General features: G+C 45.4%; 16 protein-coding genes. 14 read left to right on the top strand and 2 right to left on the bottom strand.

Annotation, left to right across the window (positions count from 1 at the left end):
* The 7 genes from AB4405_RS09730 to purF form a co-directional block, all read left to right on the top strand.
* A partial coding sequence (locus AB4405_RS09730; RefSeq protein WP_372060590.1) for a FimV/HubP family polar landmark protein occupies positions 1 to 2,503 on the top strand: 2,503 nt, incomplete at its 5' end.
* Positions 2,504 to 2,692: 189 nt separating this feature from the next.
* Positions 2,693 to 3,496 carry a tRNA pseudouridine(38-40) synthase TruA gene (gene truA / locus AB4405_RS09725; RefSeq protein WP_102471722.1) on the top strand — a complete coding sequence of 268 codons (804 nt, stop codon included), beginning with the start codon at positions 2,693 to 2,695 and terminating at the stop codon, positions 3,494 to 3,496.
* Between the two features lie 167 nt (positions 3,497 to 3,663).
* A complete protein-coding gene (accD, locus tag AB4405_RS09720; protein WP_102471721.1) occupies positions 3,664 to 4,590 on the top strand; it encodes an acetyl-CoA carboxylase, carboxyltransferase subunit beta in 927 nt (308 codons plus the stop codon).
* A 39-nt stretch (positions 4,591 to 4,629) separates the two neighbouring features.
* The gene (gene folC / locus AB4405_RS09715) at positions 4,630 to 5,913 is read left to right on the top strand and encodes a bifunctional tetrahydrofolate synthase/dihydrofolate synthase (RefSeq protein WP_372060589.1); all 1,284 of its coding nucleotides are present in this window, start codon (positions 4,630 to 4,632) and stop codon (positions 5,911 to 5,913) included.
* A 16-nt stretch (positions 5,914 to 5,929) separates the two neighbouring features.
* On the top strand, positions 5,930 to 6,475 hold the full coding sequence (locus tag AB4405_RS09710) for an SPOR domain-containing protein (RefSeq protein ID WP_372060588.1): 546 nt from the start codon (positions 5,930 to 5,932) through the stop codon (positions 6,473 to 6,475).
* A gap of 61 nt (positions 6,476 to 6,536) precedes the next feature.
* Entirely contained in the window at positions 6,537 to 7,025 is a 489-nt protein-coding gene (locus AB4405_RS09705) for a CvpA family protein (RefSeq protein ID WP_102471718.1), read from the top strand.
* 36 nt (positions 7,026 to 7,061) lie between these two features.
* Complete coding sequence (purF, locus tag AB4405_RS09700; RefSeq protein WP_372060587.1) at positions 7,062 to 8,576, top strand: amidophosphoribosyltransferase; 1,515 nt, start codon at positions 7,062 to 7,064, stop codon at positions 8,574 to 8,576.
* A 56-nt stretch (positions 8,577 to 8,632) separates the two neighbouring features.
* Here the strand turns inward: purF and AB4405_RS09695 are convergent, their stop codons facing one another.
* Positions 8,633 to 9,508, bottom strand: coding sequence for a LysR family transcriptional regulator (locus tag AB4405_RS09695; protein ID WP_102471716.1), 876 nt, complete (start codon positions 9,506 to 9,508; stop codon positions 8,633 to 8,635).
* 355 nt (positions 9,509 to 9,863) lie between these two features.
* Here AB4405_RS09695 and AB4405_RS09690 point away from each other — a divergent pair, with 355 nt between their 5' ends.
* The 7 genes from AB4405_RS09690 to recR all read left to right on the top strand — a co-directional run bounded on the left by AB4405_RS09690 (position 9,864) and on the right by recR (position 15,614).
* Positions 9,864 to 10,967: a response regulator gene (locus AB4405_RS09690; protein ID WP_372060586.1), complete on the top strand. Its 1,104-nt coding sequence runs from the start codon at positions 9,864 to 9,866 to the stop codon at positions 10,965 to 10,967.
* A 169-nt stretch (positions 10,968 to 11,136) separates the two neighbouring features.
* Positions 11,137 to 11,268 carry a hypothetical protein gene (locus AB4405_RS09685; RefSeq protein WP_372060585.1) on the top strand — a complete coding sequence of 44 codons (132 nt, stop codon included), beginning with the start codon at positions 11,137 to 11,139 and terminating at the stop codon, positions 11,266 to 11,268.
* A gap of 13 nt (positions 11,269 to 11,281) precedes the next feature.
* Entirely contained in the window at positions 11,282 to 11,674 is a 393-nt protein-coding gene (locus AB4405_RS09680) for a YbaN family protein (protein ID WP_372060584.1), read from the top strand.
* Between the two features lie 129 nt (positions 11,675 to 11,803).
* Entirely contained in the window at positions 11,804 to 12,349 is a 546-nt protein-coding gene (apt, locus tag AB4405_RS09675; protein ID WP_102471713.1) for an adenine phosphoribosyltransferase, read from the top strand.
* Positions 12,350 to 12,362: 13 nt separating this feature from the next.
* On the top strand, positions 12,363 to 14,576 hold the full coding sequence (dnaX, locus tag AB4405_RS09670) for a DNA polymerase III subunit gamma/tau (RefSeq protein WP_372060583.1): 2,214 nt from the start codon (positions 12,363 to 12,365) through the stop codon (positions 14,574 to 14,576).
* Positions 14,577 to 14,662: 86 nt separating this feature from the next.
* Entirely contained in the window at positions 14,663 to 14,992 is a 330-nt protein-coding gene (locus AB4405_RS09665) for a YbaB/EbfC family nucleoid-associated protein (protein WP_102471711.1), read from the top strand.
* A gap of 22 nt (positions 14,993 to 15,014) precedes the next feature.
* Complete coding sequence (recR, locus tag AB4405_RS09660) at positions 15,015 to 15,614, top strand: recombination mediator RecR (protein ID WP_102471710.1); 600 nt, start codon at positions 15,015 to 15,017, stop codon at positions 15,612 to 15,614.
* A gap of 56 nt (positions 15,615 to 15,670) precedes the next feature.
* Here the strand turns inward: recR and aqpZ are convergent, their stop codons facing one another.
* On the bottom strand, positions 15,671 to 16,366 hold the full coding sequence (aqpZ, locus tag AB4405_RS09655) for an aquaporin Z (RefSeq protein ID WP_372060582.1): 696 nt from the start codon (positions 16,364 to 16,366) through the stop codon (positions 15,671 to 15,673).
* Positions 16,367 to 16,623: the final 257 nt, after the last annotated feature.

Below are 16,623 nucleotides of genomic sequence, written 5' to 3'. Positions count from 1 at the left end.
CGATGCCAATAACATCGATGATAGTGCAACGAATGACAGTACTGCCTTACTTGATGAGATGCTGGAAGAGGACTTCGACTTATCGGATATCTCTGATACCGATTTGTTGTTAGAGGAAATCGTTGATAGTGAGGCATCGACAGAGACGGATAGCCTTGATGATGCGATGGGGAGTCGTACAAATGAATCTCATCTGAATGACGATATCAAGCTAGATGAAAACAGCACCGATCTTCTTGACGAGTTCATGTTTGAGCACTCATTTGACGAATCCTCGGAAGCGAACAAGGACTCACTTGCGTTGGACCCGTTTGAATCAGGCCAACTGCTTACTGAAGATGACGGTGACATCGACTCGGCTACGCTATCCACTGAGGCTGAGCAACTGAAAGAAACCGAACAAGATGCGTTTGCCGATTTGTTCAGCCGCGATGAGGAATCGGTTGCTCCAAGTCATCATCAAGATGTTAGTCTCACTGACACTGACACTGACACTGACACTGACACTGACACTGAGCTTGATAATATCGACGATATCGATGCTCTGTTAGCTGAACATGGAAAAGAAACGAAAGCTGATGATCCGATCAGCGATGATATTGACGCGTTGCTGGCTTTGCATGGTGATGAAAATGAATCACCACAATCCACCGAGTTTCAACAGTCATTAGATTCACAGCCGTCATTAGATACACAACAAGTTGATGAAGATGCTTCTGACCTCGAAGTAGAAGCCGTGGATAAGGCAGGTACCTCGATTGATGAGGCTGAATTTGACATTGATTCAATACTTGAACAGCACTCGATAGCCGAAACATTAGATGATGCTGCAACCCAAGAAGCAACGTCACCTGGTGTGAGTAACGAGCAATTGGCAACGGATGCGTTGGCACAAGACGTTGCAGACGCTCATGCTAACAATTCGAATGCAGAGGATTTTAGTTTACCCGAGCATCAAATGGTGCAAGAGGATTCATCAGACGCATCGAACAAGCGTGACCAGCAGGCTTCGAACCTAGATTCCAGTGTGTTATCTCAGCCTGATTCCGAGTTTGACTTTTCCCCTCAAATTGAGGGTAGTAGTGATACCCGTGTGGACGACGTGGATCCGCAAAGAGAGCAAGCTGAGCTTGATACGTTGGTCGAAAATGAGTTTGGTATTCCCCAAGATGATGACTGGCTTGTAGAACATGCACCTGAAACGCATTTTGACACTGAAAACGAAGCCGAGCCTGATCATAGCCCTAATCTAGACCCGGGCGCCAAGCAGGCGCAAGCCGATCTCGACGCTGCTTCTGTGGAACACGAGTCTATCGATGTTGCACCGGCAGAAACTATCTTCGAAACACCCGAACAGCAAGCGTCAGATGATGATTTCTTAGATTCAGCGTTGAGTAGTGAATACAATGAAGCACAAGCACTAGCTGACTCTGAGGATGAATTCCAGTTTACCGCTGATGAGGAGGCCATCGGAGAGGAAGCCAACTATGCGGTTAGTGATACGGATTTACCGGAATACAGCGAAGAAGATGCGCTGGCTGACGTGCTTGCGATGGGAACCTTTGAAGACGAGTCAGAATCGTTAGGTAACCAGAATAATGCCGCGCTTGGCGATCTGAACCGTGAAGACGTGCCATCAAATGACAGTATACAAACATCGGCAGAAGATGCGCTTGTGCAAGATGACGCCGTCCCCCTTGAACCTGTTGAAGATAATGTGCTGACTGATCGCTCGTCTGACGAGAAAGCGTTGAATCGTGCGCCAGAAGTGACAGAGGTTGTAAAACCTGAACTCGATCTAAACAAAGAAATGATAGGGGAAACATTAGATCACTCGGAAATCGATGCGTTAGCTGATGCATTCTCTATGGTAGATACACATGCCTTAGAACAAGAGGGTCAATTAGGTGAACTGCTCACTGACAATCAGCGTACCTTCAGTAACATCAATCCTGTTGACCAGACAACCGCTGACAGTGCTGGGCTGGACCTTGCCGCAATGCTAGAAGAGAGCGGATCGGCGGACGATGGTGAGGACTGGAATGGATTTTCGCTGACCGACGACCAAAAAAATGCGATTGATGAAACCATTCCTGCTGAAGAGCAAGCGATATGGAATAAGGATGCCGGTTCACTGAAAGCGGCCAAGAATGAAGATTGGTCATCTCAAGACCCGTTAGAAAACTTTGCCGACAAGCAAGCGCAGTTCATGACCATTGATGAATTAATGGCACAAGTTAATGAAGATCCGATGCCAGAAGAAGAGGAAGAATTACAGCTTGACGTCGGTCTGGATGAATTCCCAGACGTTATCGGTAATGTGACCGAAATTGATGTGGATGACGATTCTGAAGCAGCAGGTAATCTAGATTTAGCGAAGATTTATATTGAGATGAATGATTTTGAAGGCGCGAAAAAGCTGCTTGAGAAAGTGTTAGATGATGGCTCTGATGTATTGAAGCAAGAAGCCCAAAACGTTCTCGATAAAATGTCAGCGTATTGATAAGAAAAAGCGACGAAGACGTCGCTCTTTCTTGCAAATAAGATATTGCTTTCCCTTCAGTGAGCCAGCTAAAAGGGTTTGTTAGTGTGTCGTTAAACTTGAGTTGACTGGCCGGGTCCAATTGGTAATCTAGGTATTTATGTATATACTTTGCCACCCGGTAAGAATGACGAGTGTTCAGAGATAAGTATGAGAGTTGCATTAGGTATCGAATATAACGGTGCTAATTACTATGGCTGGCAAAGACAGCGTGACGTGAATAGCGTTCAAGCTGAGTTGGAAAAAGCCCTATCTGTTGTGGCCAATCAACCGATCGACGTGATGTGTGCAGGGCGAACAGACGCTGGCGTTCATGGCACAGGGCAAGTCGTGCATTTTGATTCGCCAGTGGTACGCAAGTCAGCGGCATGGACAATGGGTGTGAATGCTAATCTGCCTAAAGATATCACGGTCCGTTGGGCGACAGAGGTCTCTGATACATTCCATGCGCGTTTCTCGGCTACCGCTCGTCGTTATCGATATGTGATCTTCAACCACACATTGCGACCTGGTATTTTATCTAATGGTGTTAGCCACTATCATGGCCAGCTAGACGTTGAAAAAATGCAACAAGCTGGACAGTTTTTGTTAGGCGAAAACGATTTCACCTCGTTTAGAGCGATTCATTGCCAATCACGAAGCCCGTGGCGCAATATTATGCACCTTAATGTTAGTCGCCATGGACCTTATGTGGTTATCGACATTAAAGCGAATGCATTTGTTCACCATATGGTACGAAACATTACCGGTAGCCTCATTGTTGTTGGGCGAGGTGAGCAGTCGCCCGATTGGATTAAATGGCTTTTGGAACAAAAAGATAGAAAGCTTGCCGGGGCAACCGCAAAAGCGGAAGGCTTGTATCTAGTCGACGTAGACTATCCTGATGAGTACGCGCTCCCAAATGTACCCATTGGGCCTTTGTTTTTTCCAGATGATTTGAACTCTGGTTGGTAAATTGACTCAAATGAAAGAGTTAAGCTGGAGCCCTCTAGAAGGTACTACCAGTAAGGTACAACCAGTTTTTTATCTACAGTGGCGTTGTAATGTGGTTTAATCCTCATGCATATTTGAATTCAATACTCGCGCTATGACAGCGGGGGTCACAAAAGAAAAGGTCTTCCATGAGTTGGCTTGAAAAGATATTAGAAAAAAGCAACATAGTTACCTCACGTAAAGCATCGATTCCTGAAGGTGTATGGACGAAATGTTCATCTTGTGAGCAAGTCCTGTATCACGCAGAGCTAGAGCGTAACCTCGAAGTCTGTCCTAAGTGCGACCATCATATGCGTATGAAATCACGTCGCCGCTTAGAAACCTTTCTCGACAAAGAGAATCGCGTTGAACTTGCGACTGAGTTTGAGCCGCAAGACAAGCTGAAATTTAAAGATTCAAAGCGTTACAAAGAACGTATTTCTACTGCGCAGAAGAACAGTGGCGAGAAAGACGCACTTGTTGTTATGCAGGGCGAATTACTTGGTATGCCTGTTGTGGCTTGTGCTTTTGAATTCTCCTTTATGGGCGGGTCTATGGGCTCGGTAGTCGGTGCTCGCTTTGTGAAAGCGGTCGATGCAGCGATTGAAAACAACTGTGGTTTAGTTTGCTTCTCGGCGAGTGGTGGTGCGCGTATGCAAGAGGCATTAATGTCTTTGATGCAAATGGCTAAAACCAGTGCTGCGCTTGAACGCCTATCGCAAAAAGGGTTACCGTATATCTCAGTGATGACTGATCCAACGATGGGTGGGGTTTCTGCAAGTTTAGCGATGCTAGGCGATATCAATATCGGTGAGCCTAAAGCGCTGATTGGTTTTGCAGGTCGCCGCGTTATCGAGCAAACCGTGCGAGAAGACTTACCTGAAGGCTTCCAGCGCAGTGAGTTCTTGCTCGAGCACGGCGCCATCGATATGATCATCGATCGTCGTGAAATGCGTCAACGTGTCGGTAGCATGTTAGCCAAAATGACACGCACAGCTTCTCCTTTGGTTGTTTCTGTTGAAGATTCTCCAGAAGAAGCAACATATGAAGTACCCGAAGCGGACGAAAAAGGGTAAAGTACTCATTAAGTTATCATTGTAGATATTGACTGCTAAATGAGTTCACAATCCATTCCACAAGCCACATCTTCATTACAGGTGTGGCTTGATTATTTGCAAAGCATTCACACTAGTGCCATTGACCTTGGTCTGGAACGTGTGGCTGTTGTTGCTGAAAAGGGCAAGTTAACTAAACCTGCTCCTGTTGTTATTACTGTCGCTGGAACCAATGGCAAAGGCTCGACCTGTGCATTGATGGAGGCGATTTTACTAGACGCTGGTTATTCTGTTGGCGTTTATAGTTCTCCTCATCTTATTCGCTACAACGAACGTGTTCGTATCAATGGCAATGAACTTCCCGATGCCTCCCATGTTGCCGCTTTTGATTATATTGAGACACTTCGTGGTGATGTGAGCTTGAGCTTTTTTGAGTACGCGACACTAGGCGCCTTAAAGCAATTCAAGGACCAAGGTGTTGAAGTGCTCCTCCTAGAAGTCGGCCTTGGTGGCCGCTTGGACGCCACGAATGTTGTGGACCATGACGTATCGGTGATTACCAGTCTTGCTGTCGACCATGTCGATTGGCTCGGTGATGACATTAATGTTATTGGTTATGAAAAGGCCGGCATTTTCCGCTCAGGTAAGCCTGCTATTTGTGGTCAACCAAAACCGCCTTCAACGGTTCCCGCTCATGCTGATGATATTGGTGCAAATTTTTATCAAACTGGAATTCAGTTTAACTATAAAGAGACATCTGACACCACCTGGTCTTGGCAACATGGTACGTTCTCACTCGAAGACCTACCAATACCAGCTTTGCCGTTGATGAATGCTAATACCGCTATAATGGCTTTGGGCGCAGCGGAACTTAATATTTCGGATGTTAACATTGTCAATGGTCTTAACTCTGCCACGTTACCTGGACGTATGCAGGTATTAGCCGGCAATCCGACTACGATTTTAGATGTTGCACATAATCCACATTCAGCCGAATACCTCGTTGAGCAATTAACTAAGCAGCACCCATCTCAGACTTTCCGAGTTGTGATTGGTATGCTACATGACAAAGATGTTCAACAAACAATGCATGTACTTAAGCCATTAGCTAAAAAATGGTATTTAGCATCATTGTCAGGGCCTCGTGCGGCGAGTGCACAAGAGCTTAGAGACTGCTTGGATGACTCGGTTGTGTCATCACAATTTGAGAACCCTAAAGCGGCATATCGTTGTGCGTTCAATGACGCTAATCCAGATGATATCGTCTTGGTATTAGGTTCTTTCCATACGGTCGGAGAAATCCTTGAGGATTGCGAAAATTTGGACCAAGCGCATCACCGCTAAATCATAAGGAGTAGAGATGGCCAGTAAATTTCAAAGTCGCTTGATTGGAACCATTGTGTTGGTTGCGGTTGGGGTCATTATTTTACCAGATCTGTTAGATGGTAAAAAACAGCATTACAAAGAAGAATTCGCCAGCATTCCATTAAAGCCTGAATTAAACTCAGACGTAGAAAGTTTTGAAATTCTTGAACCTGAGGATGCATCAGCTGTCTTGCCAGACTCACCGGTAATGGCGACAGTAGATGAGGCTTTTGATGAAAAAAATGACACTGAGTCGGTTGTCGATGTGGTCGTCAAAGACATACCAGAGCGTAACGACTATGCGGATAGCGCATGGATTATTCAGTTGATGGCCCTTAAAAATGCGGAAAATGCACGTGGTCTTGTGGCCGATTTACAAAAACGTGGCTACCAAGCGCATGTAAAACAAGAATCGAATTTTACTCGAGTGATCATCGGTCCCGATGTTTCTAAAAGTAAATTGGAGACGCAATTGGTTGAATTGGAGAAAATTACTGGTTCGAAAGGTCAATTGCTTAAATTTAAACCACTAAATCCATAAGAAAACGTTTGCGTCGCGTTTTTTTCTGTTAAAATGCGCGCCAACTTGAGATGAAGAATTCATGAATTGGTTAGATTTTGTCATTTTGGGTGTGATTGGGCTTTCTGCTCTAATCAGCTTAGTTCGCGGTTTCGCTAAAGAAGCCATGTCGTTAGTTATTTGGTTTGGCGCATTTTTTATCGCCAGTCAGTATCACGCTAAACTTGCGGTGTACTTTACCAACATTGAAGACGATATGATTCGGAGCGGTGCCGCAATTGCTGCTCTGTTTGTCGCAACACTGGTTGTTGGGGCGTTAATTAATTATGTACTAGGGCAGTTGGTTCAGAAAACGGGTTTGTCGGGTACAGACCGAGTCTTGGGTGTGGTATTTGGTGCGTTGCGAGGCGTGCTAATCGTATCAGCAGTGCTGTTTTTTGTGGATACCTTTACCGCATTGAACAACAGCGAGTGGTGGGAAAGTTCACAACTTGTACCGCACTTTGAACTGGTCATCCAACCGTTTTTTGAACACATCGAAGCAACTTCTAGTTTCCTGTCTGGCGCATAATTGCGCCAGCTAATGTCGCAAATCGAGGATTAGGACATGTGTGGTATTGTTGGAATCGTTGGCTCTACGCCTGTGAATCAGTCTATCTATGACGCTTTGACCGTTTTACAGCATCGTGGCCAAGATGCCGCTGGTATTGTTACCATAGAAAGCAATCGTTTTCGTCTGCGTAAGGCGAATGGTCTCGTAAAAGATGTTTTTGAAGCGAAACACATGCAACGCCTGCAAGGTTGTGTGGGAATCGGTCACGTACGCTACCCAACAGCAGGTAGTTCAAGTGCATCGGAGGCTCAGCCTTTCTACGTAAACTCTCCTTTTGGTATCACTCTGGCGCACAATGGTAACTTGACGAATGCCCATGAGGTACGCGAAAAGTTGTTTGAGAAAGACCGCCGCCATGTCAATACTACCTCTGACTCAGAAGTTCTATTAAACGTGTTGGCACATGAGATCGACACCGTTAAAGGGAATGTAACCTCTGATGATGTATTCCGTGCCGTAACGAACGTTCATCGCGCAATTAAAGGCGCATATGCGGTAGCGGCAATGATCATTGGCCACGGTATGGTTGCATTTCGTGACCCACATGGCATCCGCCCGCTATGCCTAGGCAAGCGTGAGATTGATGGTAAAACCGAGTATATGGTGGCTTCAGAATCCGTTGCACTTGATGCAGTCGGTTTTGATTTTATTCGTGATGTTGCGCCGGGAGAGGCGATATATGCCACATTTGATGGTGAGTTGCATACTCGTCAATGTGCGGACAACCCTGCGCTTAATCCTTGTATCTTTGAATTTGTCTACTTTGCACGTCCTGACTCATTCATCGATAAAGTATCGGTTTACAGCGCTCGTGTAGAAATGGGCAAAAAGCTGGGTGAGCGCATTAAACAAGAATATGCCGACCTTGATATCGATGTTGTCATTCCAATCCCAGAAACGTCGTGTGATATTGCACTGCAAATCGCACAGGCGATTGATAAGCCGTATCGCCAAGGGTTTGTTAAAAACCGTTATGTTGGCCGTACCTTTATCATGCCAGGTCAGCAGCAGCGTAAAAAATCAGTGCGTCGTAAACTCAATGCTATTCGTTCTGAGTTCAAAGGCAAAAACGTGTTGCTTGTCGATGATTCAATTGTTCGTGGGACGACATCTGAGCAGATTATCGAAATGGCACGCGACTCAGGAGCAAACAAAGTATTTATGGTGTCAGCGGCGCCTGAAGTTCGTTTCCCTAATGTTTATGGTATTGATATGCCGAGTGCCAATGAGTTGATTGCACACGGTCGTGACAATGACGCAATTTGCCAAGCAATTGGTGCTGACGCGCTTATCTTCCAAACGTTACCAGATTTGATAGAAGCGGTTGGCCTAGGTAACCCAGATATTAAGCGATTCGATACCTCAGTATTTAACGGCGAATACGTCACGGGTGACATTGACCAAGAGTATCTGGAATTTTTAGACTCACTGCGTAACGATGACTCTAAGGTGCAAAGAGAGATTCAACAAGACTTAGCGAACTTGGAGCTACATAACGAAGGCGCGTAACGCAACTTCAATATGACAAATCAAAAAAAACCAGAGTTAAACTCTGGTTTTTTTATTTAATGAATTGAGTAATCGATGACAAAGTCGATGAACAATCGCACCTTTTCGGGTAGATGATCTTTGTGGTTATAAAGCATATAGATGTCACGTGGGTTGGCGCTCCAATCTGGTAAGACACGTACCAATTCGCCGTTATCAATATACTCTTGAATCATCACGTCTGGCATTAACGTAATGCCTAGGCCAGCGGAACAAGCTCTTCTGACTACATTAAGGCTGTTTGCTTCAAAGCGGCCCTTCGCGTTATTGATCACTGACTCGCCACTGCTGTTTATTAACTGCCACTTAATGAGCGGTGCACCCTTCAAAAGTCGATGAGCGCTCAACTCTTCTGCGTGAGCCGGTTCACCATTTTTTGTCAAATAACCAGGTGTGGCAATCAAGATATCTTTCACTGTGCTAAGTTTGCGTGCAATGAGGCTTGAATCGCGTTGTGGACCGACGCGAAAGATGACATCCCATTCGGTAGGATCAAGTTGGTCGGCATGATTGCTTGTTGTTAGTTCTAAGCTGATGTCTGGATACTGCTGCATAAAATCGTTAAACATCGGCATAATCATACGCTTGGTCAAGTTCGACGGCGATGAAATCTTAAGCTTGCCTGACGCTCCCTTACACTCATCGGCAATTTCTTCTGTCGTCGAGGTCAATCGATGTAACAACGGCGAGCATTCATTGTAAAAGCGCTCACCTGCTTCTGTTAATGATAGTTTGCGAGCGTGACGATTGAGTAATCGTAGGTTGAGAGATTCCTCTAATGCTTGAATACGTCGAGTTATAGTCGCAACAGGGATCATGGTTTTTCGTGAAGTTGCAGTATAACTTCCATTTTCAACAACAAGTCGGAATAGGTTTAAATCATCAAGTTTCATATTGTCAACTATTTGTATTAATTAGTTTTATTATTGCTCAGCCTAACAGGCTTAACTTAGAGACAGTCGCACATCAAAGGCTATCAATAGCGCAATGAGCGGCTGAGAATGACGTAATATCAACGAGTTGGTTAATTCACAGACACCTAGCTATTGTATTAGATATTTAGACAAAGGGGTACATTTGTATAAAAGACTATTTTTGCCTACAGTTAAGATACTCAGAAGCCTAAGGGCTTGGAGGGCAGTAATCAACTAAATGCATTATTATAGCGTTTCTTTGCGATATGAAGTTTGATGCAAACTAATAAAAACTATAACTAACGCTCAATGAAAATTTGTGAGGCGTAATTTTATGTCTAAAACGAACAGTCAAGTGGCAGAAGTCTGCACCCACCAGCAGAGCCATGCGCATATCATGGTGGTCGATGATGATCCTGTCTTTCGTCGTGTGACTCGAAATTATTTGGAAGCCATTGGACATGGAGTCAGTGAGGCGCAAGATGGCTTAGAAGCATTAAAACTTCTCAATTCGTCACGCCCTGATTTAGTGTTATGTGACCTGTCTATGCCATTACTTACGGGGATGGAGTTTGCAGAAGAAGTGCGTATGGAGTATCCGTCTCTTCCAGTAATCGTCATCTCTGCCACGGGAGACATGGCCGACGTAGCGAAAGCATTGCGCTTTGGTGTGAAGGATTTTTTGACTAAACCTATCGTCGACTATCATCACCTCAATGATGCCATTGATAACGTGTTGCAAGATAACTCCACTGTTGATGAGCAGGGCGATTTTTTGAGTCGCTGGTTTCGCTTAGAAGAAGGAGAGAAGCCAAACTCGCAAGATGAGCAAGAGTTACATTGGCATCTACAGTTTTTGCAAGAAAACCCTAACGCAGCCCGTGAATTACTGACGGCTTTGTTACCAGAAAAAGATTGCTCTTTGGGGGCATGGCGTAGTAGCTATAGAATGTTGCAGTCAGCTAACACATTGCCATTGGTGTTTGATTTTTCTTGGCTAATGAGTGGTCAGTTGGCGTTTTATTTGGTGGATGCCTCTTCGAGCGAGGAAGGTGGAATCGCCAGTACTTTGCTTGTTAGAGCATTGTTTGATGACTACATCAGGCGTGTTCAGCATAATAGTGTCGATCTAAAAGACTTAGCGACTAACATTGAAAAAGGACTGGAATGCTCAGCAGGGGCTTTTCCGGTGGATGCGCTGTTTGGTGTGATTAGTTTGTCGGAAAGAACCTTGTCAATCTTACCTGCAGGCTTAGATTGTCGATGGCAAAATGAAGAGGCGCATTTTCAAGTGGCGGGTGGACAACGATTAGGCGAAAACTGCGTAAGGAACTTTATGACCAAAGATCTTCCAGTCCATACCTCAAGTAAACTTTCAATGAACCAAGTTGGTACATCAAGCTTTAGTTGGGATATTCGCTTATCTCAAACTGATTGAAATTATTTCAACGAATAACCGTACAGTTAGTCTGTTTTTGAAGGATTGTAATTAATATATAGTGCGTATGTTAATGAAATGGAGGTGGTCTTCCAGTTTCATTGCTTTTTAAACGCGCGGTGACCGCGTGTTACGCCATATTAAGAACCAATTCATTAAGAGCAAAGTTATGTCTGATACAGAATTCAAAGAGCCTTACAATCTCTACTATTTTTTAGGCTTTATTGCCGTATTGCTTATCCCTACGCTTCCCGCTACTCTAACATGGCTTCGTATCATGAATGGGTATGCCACCTTTTGAAAATAGAATTATTATGACTCTGCGACAACTCTTATGGAGTGTCGCAGGAGTATTGTCGGTCATTCTTGGGGTAATAGGAATTATCCTTCCATTACTACCCACCACGCCCTTTTTACTATTAGCCAGTGCTTGTTTTTTGAAAGGAAGCCCTGAGCTCCATCGTCGATTGCTCGCTCACCCCAAGCTTGGCTCGGTCATATTGATGTGGGAGCATGAGCGCGCGGTGACGCTCGCGACACGTAAAAAAGCCGTTGTTTTCATTTTAATCAGCTTCCTGCTGTCGATTACCTTAGTGCCACTTTTTTGGTTAAAGGTTATGCTCTTTTTCCTTTGTGTGATTGTTTTAGGCTTCTTTTTGCAGATTCCTGTGAAAGAGTCGGTTGCTGATAACAGTGAAAGTCACTAAAATTAGGGGATTGTACGCTCGCTTTTGGCGAGTGTTTGTTTTTAGGCCAACAGCATTAAGGTGTGTTTTGCTGCAAGCAATTGACACTTAAATCATTGGGCACTGATTGACTTCTCCAGAGAACGAATTATGACCACCGACAAAATTTCACAGATCAAATCCAGCATTAAAAGCATCCCAGATTACCCAAAGCCAGGAATCCTTTTTCGTGACGTGACGAGTTTGATGGAAGACCCTGAAGCCTATCGAGCTACCATTGCATTGTTGGTTGAAAAATACCAGGGACAAGGCTTTACAAAGATCGTTGGTACGGAAGCTCGTGGCTTCTTGTTTGGTGCTCCGTTGGCATTAGAGCTTGGTGTTGGGTTTGTGCCCGTGCGTAAGCCAGGGAAATTACCGCGCGAGACGGTGTCACAATCGTACGAGTTGGAGTATGGCACTGACACATTAGAAATCCACACCGATGCGATTACTGAAGGTGATAAGGTCCTAATGGTCGACGATTTACTGGCGACTGGTGGGACAATTGAAGCGACCACTAAATTGATTCGTCGTCTTGGTGGTTCGGTTTCGGATGCGGCGTTTGTGATCAATTTACCTGAAATCGGCGGTGAAAAACGTCTTAAAGCTTTAGATTTAGATGTCTATAGCATTTGTGAATTTGAAGGCCACTAATCGGGATGTTTGAATGAGTTATTTGGCTTTAGCCCGAAAATGGCGCCCTAAGAAATTTTCTGAAGTTGTCGGCCAGCGCCATGTTCTTACCGCACTCGAGAATGCATTGAGCCAAAATCGATTGCACCATGCTTACTTGTTCAGTGGCACACGTGGTGTTGGAAAGACTTCGATAGGACGTCTTTTTGCTAAAGGGTTGAATTGCGAAACGGGTATCACATCCACACCTTGCGGGAAATGCGCAACCTGCGTCGAAATAGACGAAGGGCGAAGTGTTGATCTGCTGGAAATTGATGCGGCATCGCGGACTAAGGTCGAGGATACTCGAGAGCTTCTGGATAACGTCCAATACAAGCCCGCTCGTAATCGCTTTAAGGTTTATTTGATTGATGAAGTTCATATGTTGTCGCGGCACAGCTTTAATGCGTTACTTAAAACGCTAGAAGAGCCACCCGAATATGTGAAGTTTTTGTTGGCGACGACGGATCCTCAAAAACTGCCAGTGACGATTTTATCCCGCTGTTTACAGTTCCATTTAAAGCCGATTACGGTTGATACAATTCAACAGCAACTGGTTGATATATTGGGTCATGAGCAAGTCGACGCAGAGCAGCAGGCCCTTGCTTTAATATCTCATGCCGCGGATGGCAGTATGAGGGATGCACTGAGCCTGACAGACCAAGCTATCGCGCTTGGTAGCGGTCATATCACTAAGCAAACAGTGAGTCTAATGTTAGGGACATTGGATACCTCTCTTGCGGTCAAGATCATCCATGCGATATGCAGTGGCGATGCCGAGCAGGTTATGCAGACCGTCAATCAACTTGCTGAAAATGGCGTAGATTGGGATTCATTACTGTCGGAAATTGCATCTCAGTTACACCGTATTGCTATGTATCAGGCATTGCCTGGAAGCGTTGACACGACAATTCCTGATAACGAAAAAATTGCGACACTTGGTAAAATATTACCCGCCACCGATGTACAGCTGTACTACCAAATCGCGCTAAAAGGTCGTCAAGATCTTGTGGCTTCGCCATCTCAACGCGTCGCTGTAGAGATGACGTTATTGAGAATGTTGGCGTTTAGACCCACCGCGCAACTCGGTAGCAATGACATTATTGTGGGAACGTCGGCGCTTAACCCTTTGACACCAGCAGTCAATCAAGGCGTCACATCGGCACCGAATCAGGTAGCAGCAGCGGCGACTTCGCAAGTACAGGCTCAGCCTAGCGGTAACGAGGTACCAGCCTCTCAAGAAATGGCAAGGCCTTATGACTCGGCACCGCCAGCGTATTACGCTGAGCCTATGTCCACCCCTATGCCTGATATGGGTAACCTACCACCAAGTTCAGCTGGATTACCTTATGAAGGCCAACCGGCGGCTCAGCAACCGGTGGTTCAGCAGCCGCCTATGCAACGGCAAGCTGTAGAACCGTTGCCTGCGCATCAAGTTGGCCAATCGTCACATGATGCGACCCAACCTAAGGCTTCTCCTGTTGCTGGCCTGCGTCATCAACTTCGCTCCAAAAGACAAAATGCAGCTTCCACGAGCCCAAAACCTGGAACGTCACCAGCAAAAAAGGTTGACGCGTCACCCGAGCCTAAATCAGTAATGGAGAGGGTCGCTCAGCGAACTGCGGCTCAACCCGCGATGCCTTCTGGTGCTGGTGACGCGAATCGCTCTCATGTTGCTCAACATGTTGATGAAAATGAACCTTATCGATGGCGCGCGACTAAAGAAGTGGTGGTTGATAAGAAAGCATCAACATCGATTAAACCCTCAACGTTAAGAAAAGCGCTTGAGCATGTAAAAACACCAGAAATGGCACAACGACTTACCGTTGAGGCTGCTCAGCAAGATACATGGGCGGCATTGATTGAGACCCTCGATACGAGTAAGTTAGTTCAACAGCTTGCGTTAAATTCGACCTACACGAAAGATGGTGCATCTGTTGTACTTGGTCTTCGCGCAACCCATGCGCACCTAAATACAGATAGGAATCAGTCTGAACTGCTGGCTGGCTTAAATATGGCGTTGGGTGAGCAATGCCACCTTTCTGTCGAAGTCTCAGAGCAGGGTGTGACACCGCTAGAGCGAAGAGAAAGTATCTATCAAAATAAGCTTGCAGAAGCAGCCAAAAGTTTACAATCTGATGCCAACGTGCAGTTTATTGTTACAAGATTTTCTGCAGAGCTAGACGAAGAGAGCATTCGTCCGTTATAACTCTAGAATGCAAAGTATGTTCGGGGGTTGCATTTTTTGCACTTGCCCCCATGTTATTAATAATCTGAATCAACCGAGAGAAAGCTATGTTTGGTAAAGGCGGAATGGGCAATATGATGAAGCAAGCCCAGCAAATGCAAGAGCGTATGCAAAAGCTTCAAGAAGAAATTGCAAACATGGAAGTAACTGGTGAATCTGGTGCGGGTCTTGTTAAAGTCACCATCACTGGCAGCCACAGCACACGTCGTGTTGAGATCGACGAGAGCTTAATGGAAGACGACAAAGAAATGCTAGAAGACTTGATTGCCGCTGCGTTTAACGACGCTGCTCGTCGAGTTGAAGAAACACAGAAAGAAAAAATGGCATCAGTCACTGGCGGTATGCAACTACCACCAGGTATGAAAATGCCGTTCTAATTGTAAAATTAGAGAACAATAAATGCGAACTAGCCAAATGCTGGAGCATTTGATGGAGGCCTTGCGATGTCTACCTGGGGTTGGCCCCAAGTCAGCACAACGCATGGCCTTTCATTTGTTACAGCGAGACAGAAAAGGTGGGCTACAGCTTGCTGAACTTCTGGCTCAAGCCATGACCGATATCGGTCATTGTCAGGAATGTCGGACGTTTACGGAAGAAGAAACCTGTCATATTTGTACCAACCCTAAGCGCAAAGAAAACGGCCAATTGTGTGTTGTGGAAAGCCCTGCAGATATTGCAGCGGTGGAGGCAACAGGGCAGTATTCTGGTCGTTATTTTGTATTAATGGGTCATCTATCACCATTAGACGGTATTGGACCTAGTGACATTGGCCTTGATACTTTAGATTATCGTTTACGGCGTGGTGATATTAGTGAAGTGATCCTCGCGACAAATCCAACGGTCGAAGGGGAGGCAACCGCTCACTATATTGCTGAGCTTTGTCATGAGCATGAAGTCACCGCAAGTAGGATCGCCCATGGGGTTCCTGTTGGTGGAGAACTGGAGCTTGTTGATGGTACGACCTTGTCTCATTCATTACTTGGACGACACAAGATATAAAAAAGGCGCGATGCTATCGCGCCTTTTTTGATCCTGAAGAAATGATCTTAGCTGTCTTAGTGGCTATTACTACCAAGGAGTGAACGGTATATCCAGGCGCCGATCACGGCTCCAACGATAGGCGCTAGCCAAAATAGCCACAGCTGTGAGGTTGCCCAGTCACCGACATATAAAGCGACACCCGTACTTCGAGCCGGGTTCACCGATGTATTAGTGACTGGAATACTGACAAGGTGGATAAGTGTCAAACACAGCCCAATTGCAATGGGTGCAAATCCTTGGGGGGCTCTTGAATCGGTGGCGCCCATAATGACGATCAAGAACATCGCTGTCATCACGATCTCGCACACTAGTGCAGAGGTTAGGGAGTATTGGCCAGGAGAATGCTCGCCATATCCGTTGGCTGCAAACCCAGAAGCAACAGCATCAAATCCGGGCTGACCAGAGGCAATAATATAAAGGATGCCGCCGGCAAGGACACCACCGATCACCTGCGCAATAATATAAGGCAATAAATCTTTGGCATCAAAACGACCTCCGGCCCAAAGCCCAATACTGACGGCAGGGTTGAGGTGACAGCCTGAGATATGTCCAATGGCAAATGCCATCGTCAGTACAGTGAGACCAAACGCAAGTGCGACGCCGAGTAATCCAATTCCAACATCAGGGAATGCGGCAGCAATAACGGCGGATCCACATCCTCCTAGCACTAGCCAAAATGTACCAAATACCTCTGCTAAATAACGATTCATAAGAAATCCCACTCCTATTATTGTGGCTCTTTTGAAACATAGCTGATTTTGCTGAGACTGCCAGTTTGGTTTAATAAGAAGAGTTGAAAGTACGTTATTAGGCCGTAATATGCATAAATTAGAACCCAATTAAGGATTAGTTGGATACTGGTAATTAAATGCGATAGTGAATGGTGTCAAAGTATAAACAATGCATTTGCACATATAATGTGTGGCGGCAAAACACATTATATGGAGTTGAAAAGAGCACTGCCGTT

Origin of the sequence: Vibrio sp. 10N.261.51.F12 (genome assembly GCF_041471725.1) — a bacterium.
Classification (GTDB): domain Bacteria; phylum Pseudomonadota; class Gammaproteobacteria; order Enterobacterales; family Vibrionaceae; genus Vibrio.
The sequence above is the reverse complement of the archived record's forward strand: the minus strand, read 5'-3'. Positions and strand labels throughout refer to the sequence as shown.

What these genes read in the sequence shown, in the direction of transcription:
- AB4405_RS09680 (WP_372060584.1), top strand. Translation starts at nt 11,282, where the DNA reads ATGACTCTGCGACAACTCTTATGGAGTGTCGCAGGAGTATTGTCGGTC.
- dnaX (WP_372060583.1), top strand. Translation starts at nt 12,363, where the DNA reads ATGAGTTATTTGGCTTTAGCCCGAAAATGGCGCCCTAAGAAATTTTCT.
- AB4405_RS09690 (WP_372060586.1), top strand. Translation starts at nt 9,864, where the DNA reads ATGTCTAAAACGAACAGTCAAGTGGCAGAAGTCTGCACCCACCAGCAG.
- apt (WP_102471713.1), top strand. Translation starts at nt 11,804, where the DNA reads ATGACCACCGACAAAATTTCACAGATCAAATCCAGCATTAAAAGCATC.
- AB4405_RS09665 (WP_102471711.1), top strand. Translation starts at nt 14,663, where the DNA reads ATGTTTGGTAAAGGCGGAATGGGCAATATGATGAAGCAAGCCCAGCAA.
- aqpZ (WP_372060582.1), bottom strand. Translation starts at nt 16,366, where the DNA reads ATGAATCGTTATTTAGCAGAGGTATTTGGTACATTTTGGCTAGTGCTA.
- AB4405_RS09685 (WP_372060585.1), top strand. Translation starts at nt 11,137, where the DNA reads ATGTCTGATACAGAATTCAAAGAGCCTTACAATCTCTACTATTTTTTA.
- folC (WP_372060589.1), top strand. Translation starts at nt 4,630, where the DNA reads ATGAGTTCACAATCCATTCCACAAGCCACATCTTCATTACAGGTGTGG.
- AB4405_RS09710 (WP_372060588.1), top strand. Translation starts at nt 5,930, where the DNA reads ATGGCCAGTAAATTTCAAAGTCGCTTGATTGGAACCATTGTGTTGGTT.
- recR (WP_102471710.1), top strand. Translation starts at nt 15,015, where the DNA reads ATGCGAACTAGCCAAATGCTGGAGCATTTGATGGAGGCCTTGCGATGT.
- truA (WP_102471722.1), top strand. Translation starts at nt 2,693, where the DNA reads ATGAGAGTTGCATTAGGTATCGAATATAACGGTGCTAATTACTATGGC.
- purF (WP_372060587.1), top strand. Translation starts at nt 7,062, where the DNA reads ATGTGTGGTATTGTTGGAATCGTTGGCTCTACGCCTGTGAATCAGTCT.
- AB4405_RS09695 (WP_102471716.1), bottom strand. Translation starts at nt 9,508, where the DNA reads ATGAAACTTGATGATTTAAACCTATTCCGACTTGTTGTTGAAAATGGA.
- AB4405_RS09705 (WP_102471718.1), top strand. Translation starts at nt 6,537, where the DNA reads ATGAATTGGTTAGATTTTGTCATTTTGGGTGTGATTGGGCTTTCTGCT.
- accD (WP_102471721.1), top strand. Translation starts at nt 3,664, where the DNA reads ATGAGTTGGCTTGAAAAGATATTAGAAAAAAGCAACATAGTTACCTCA.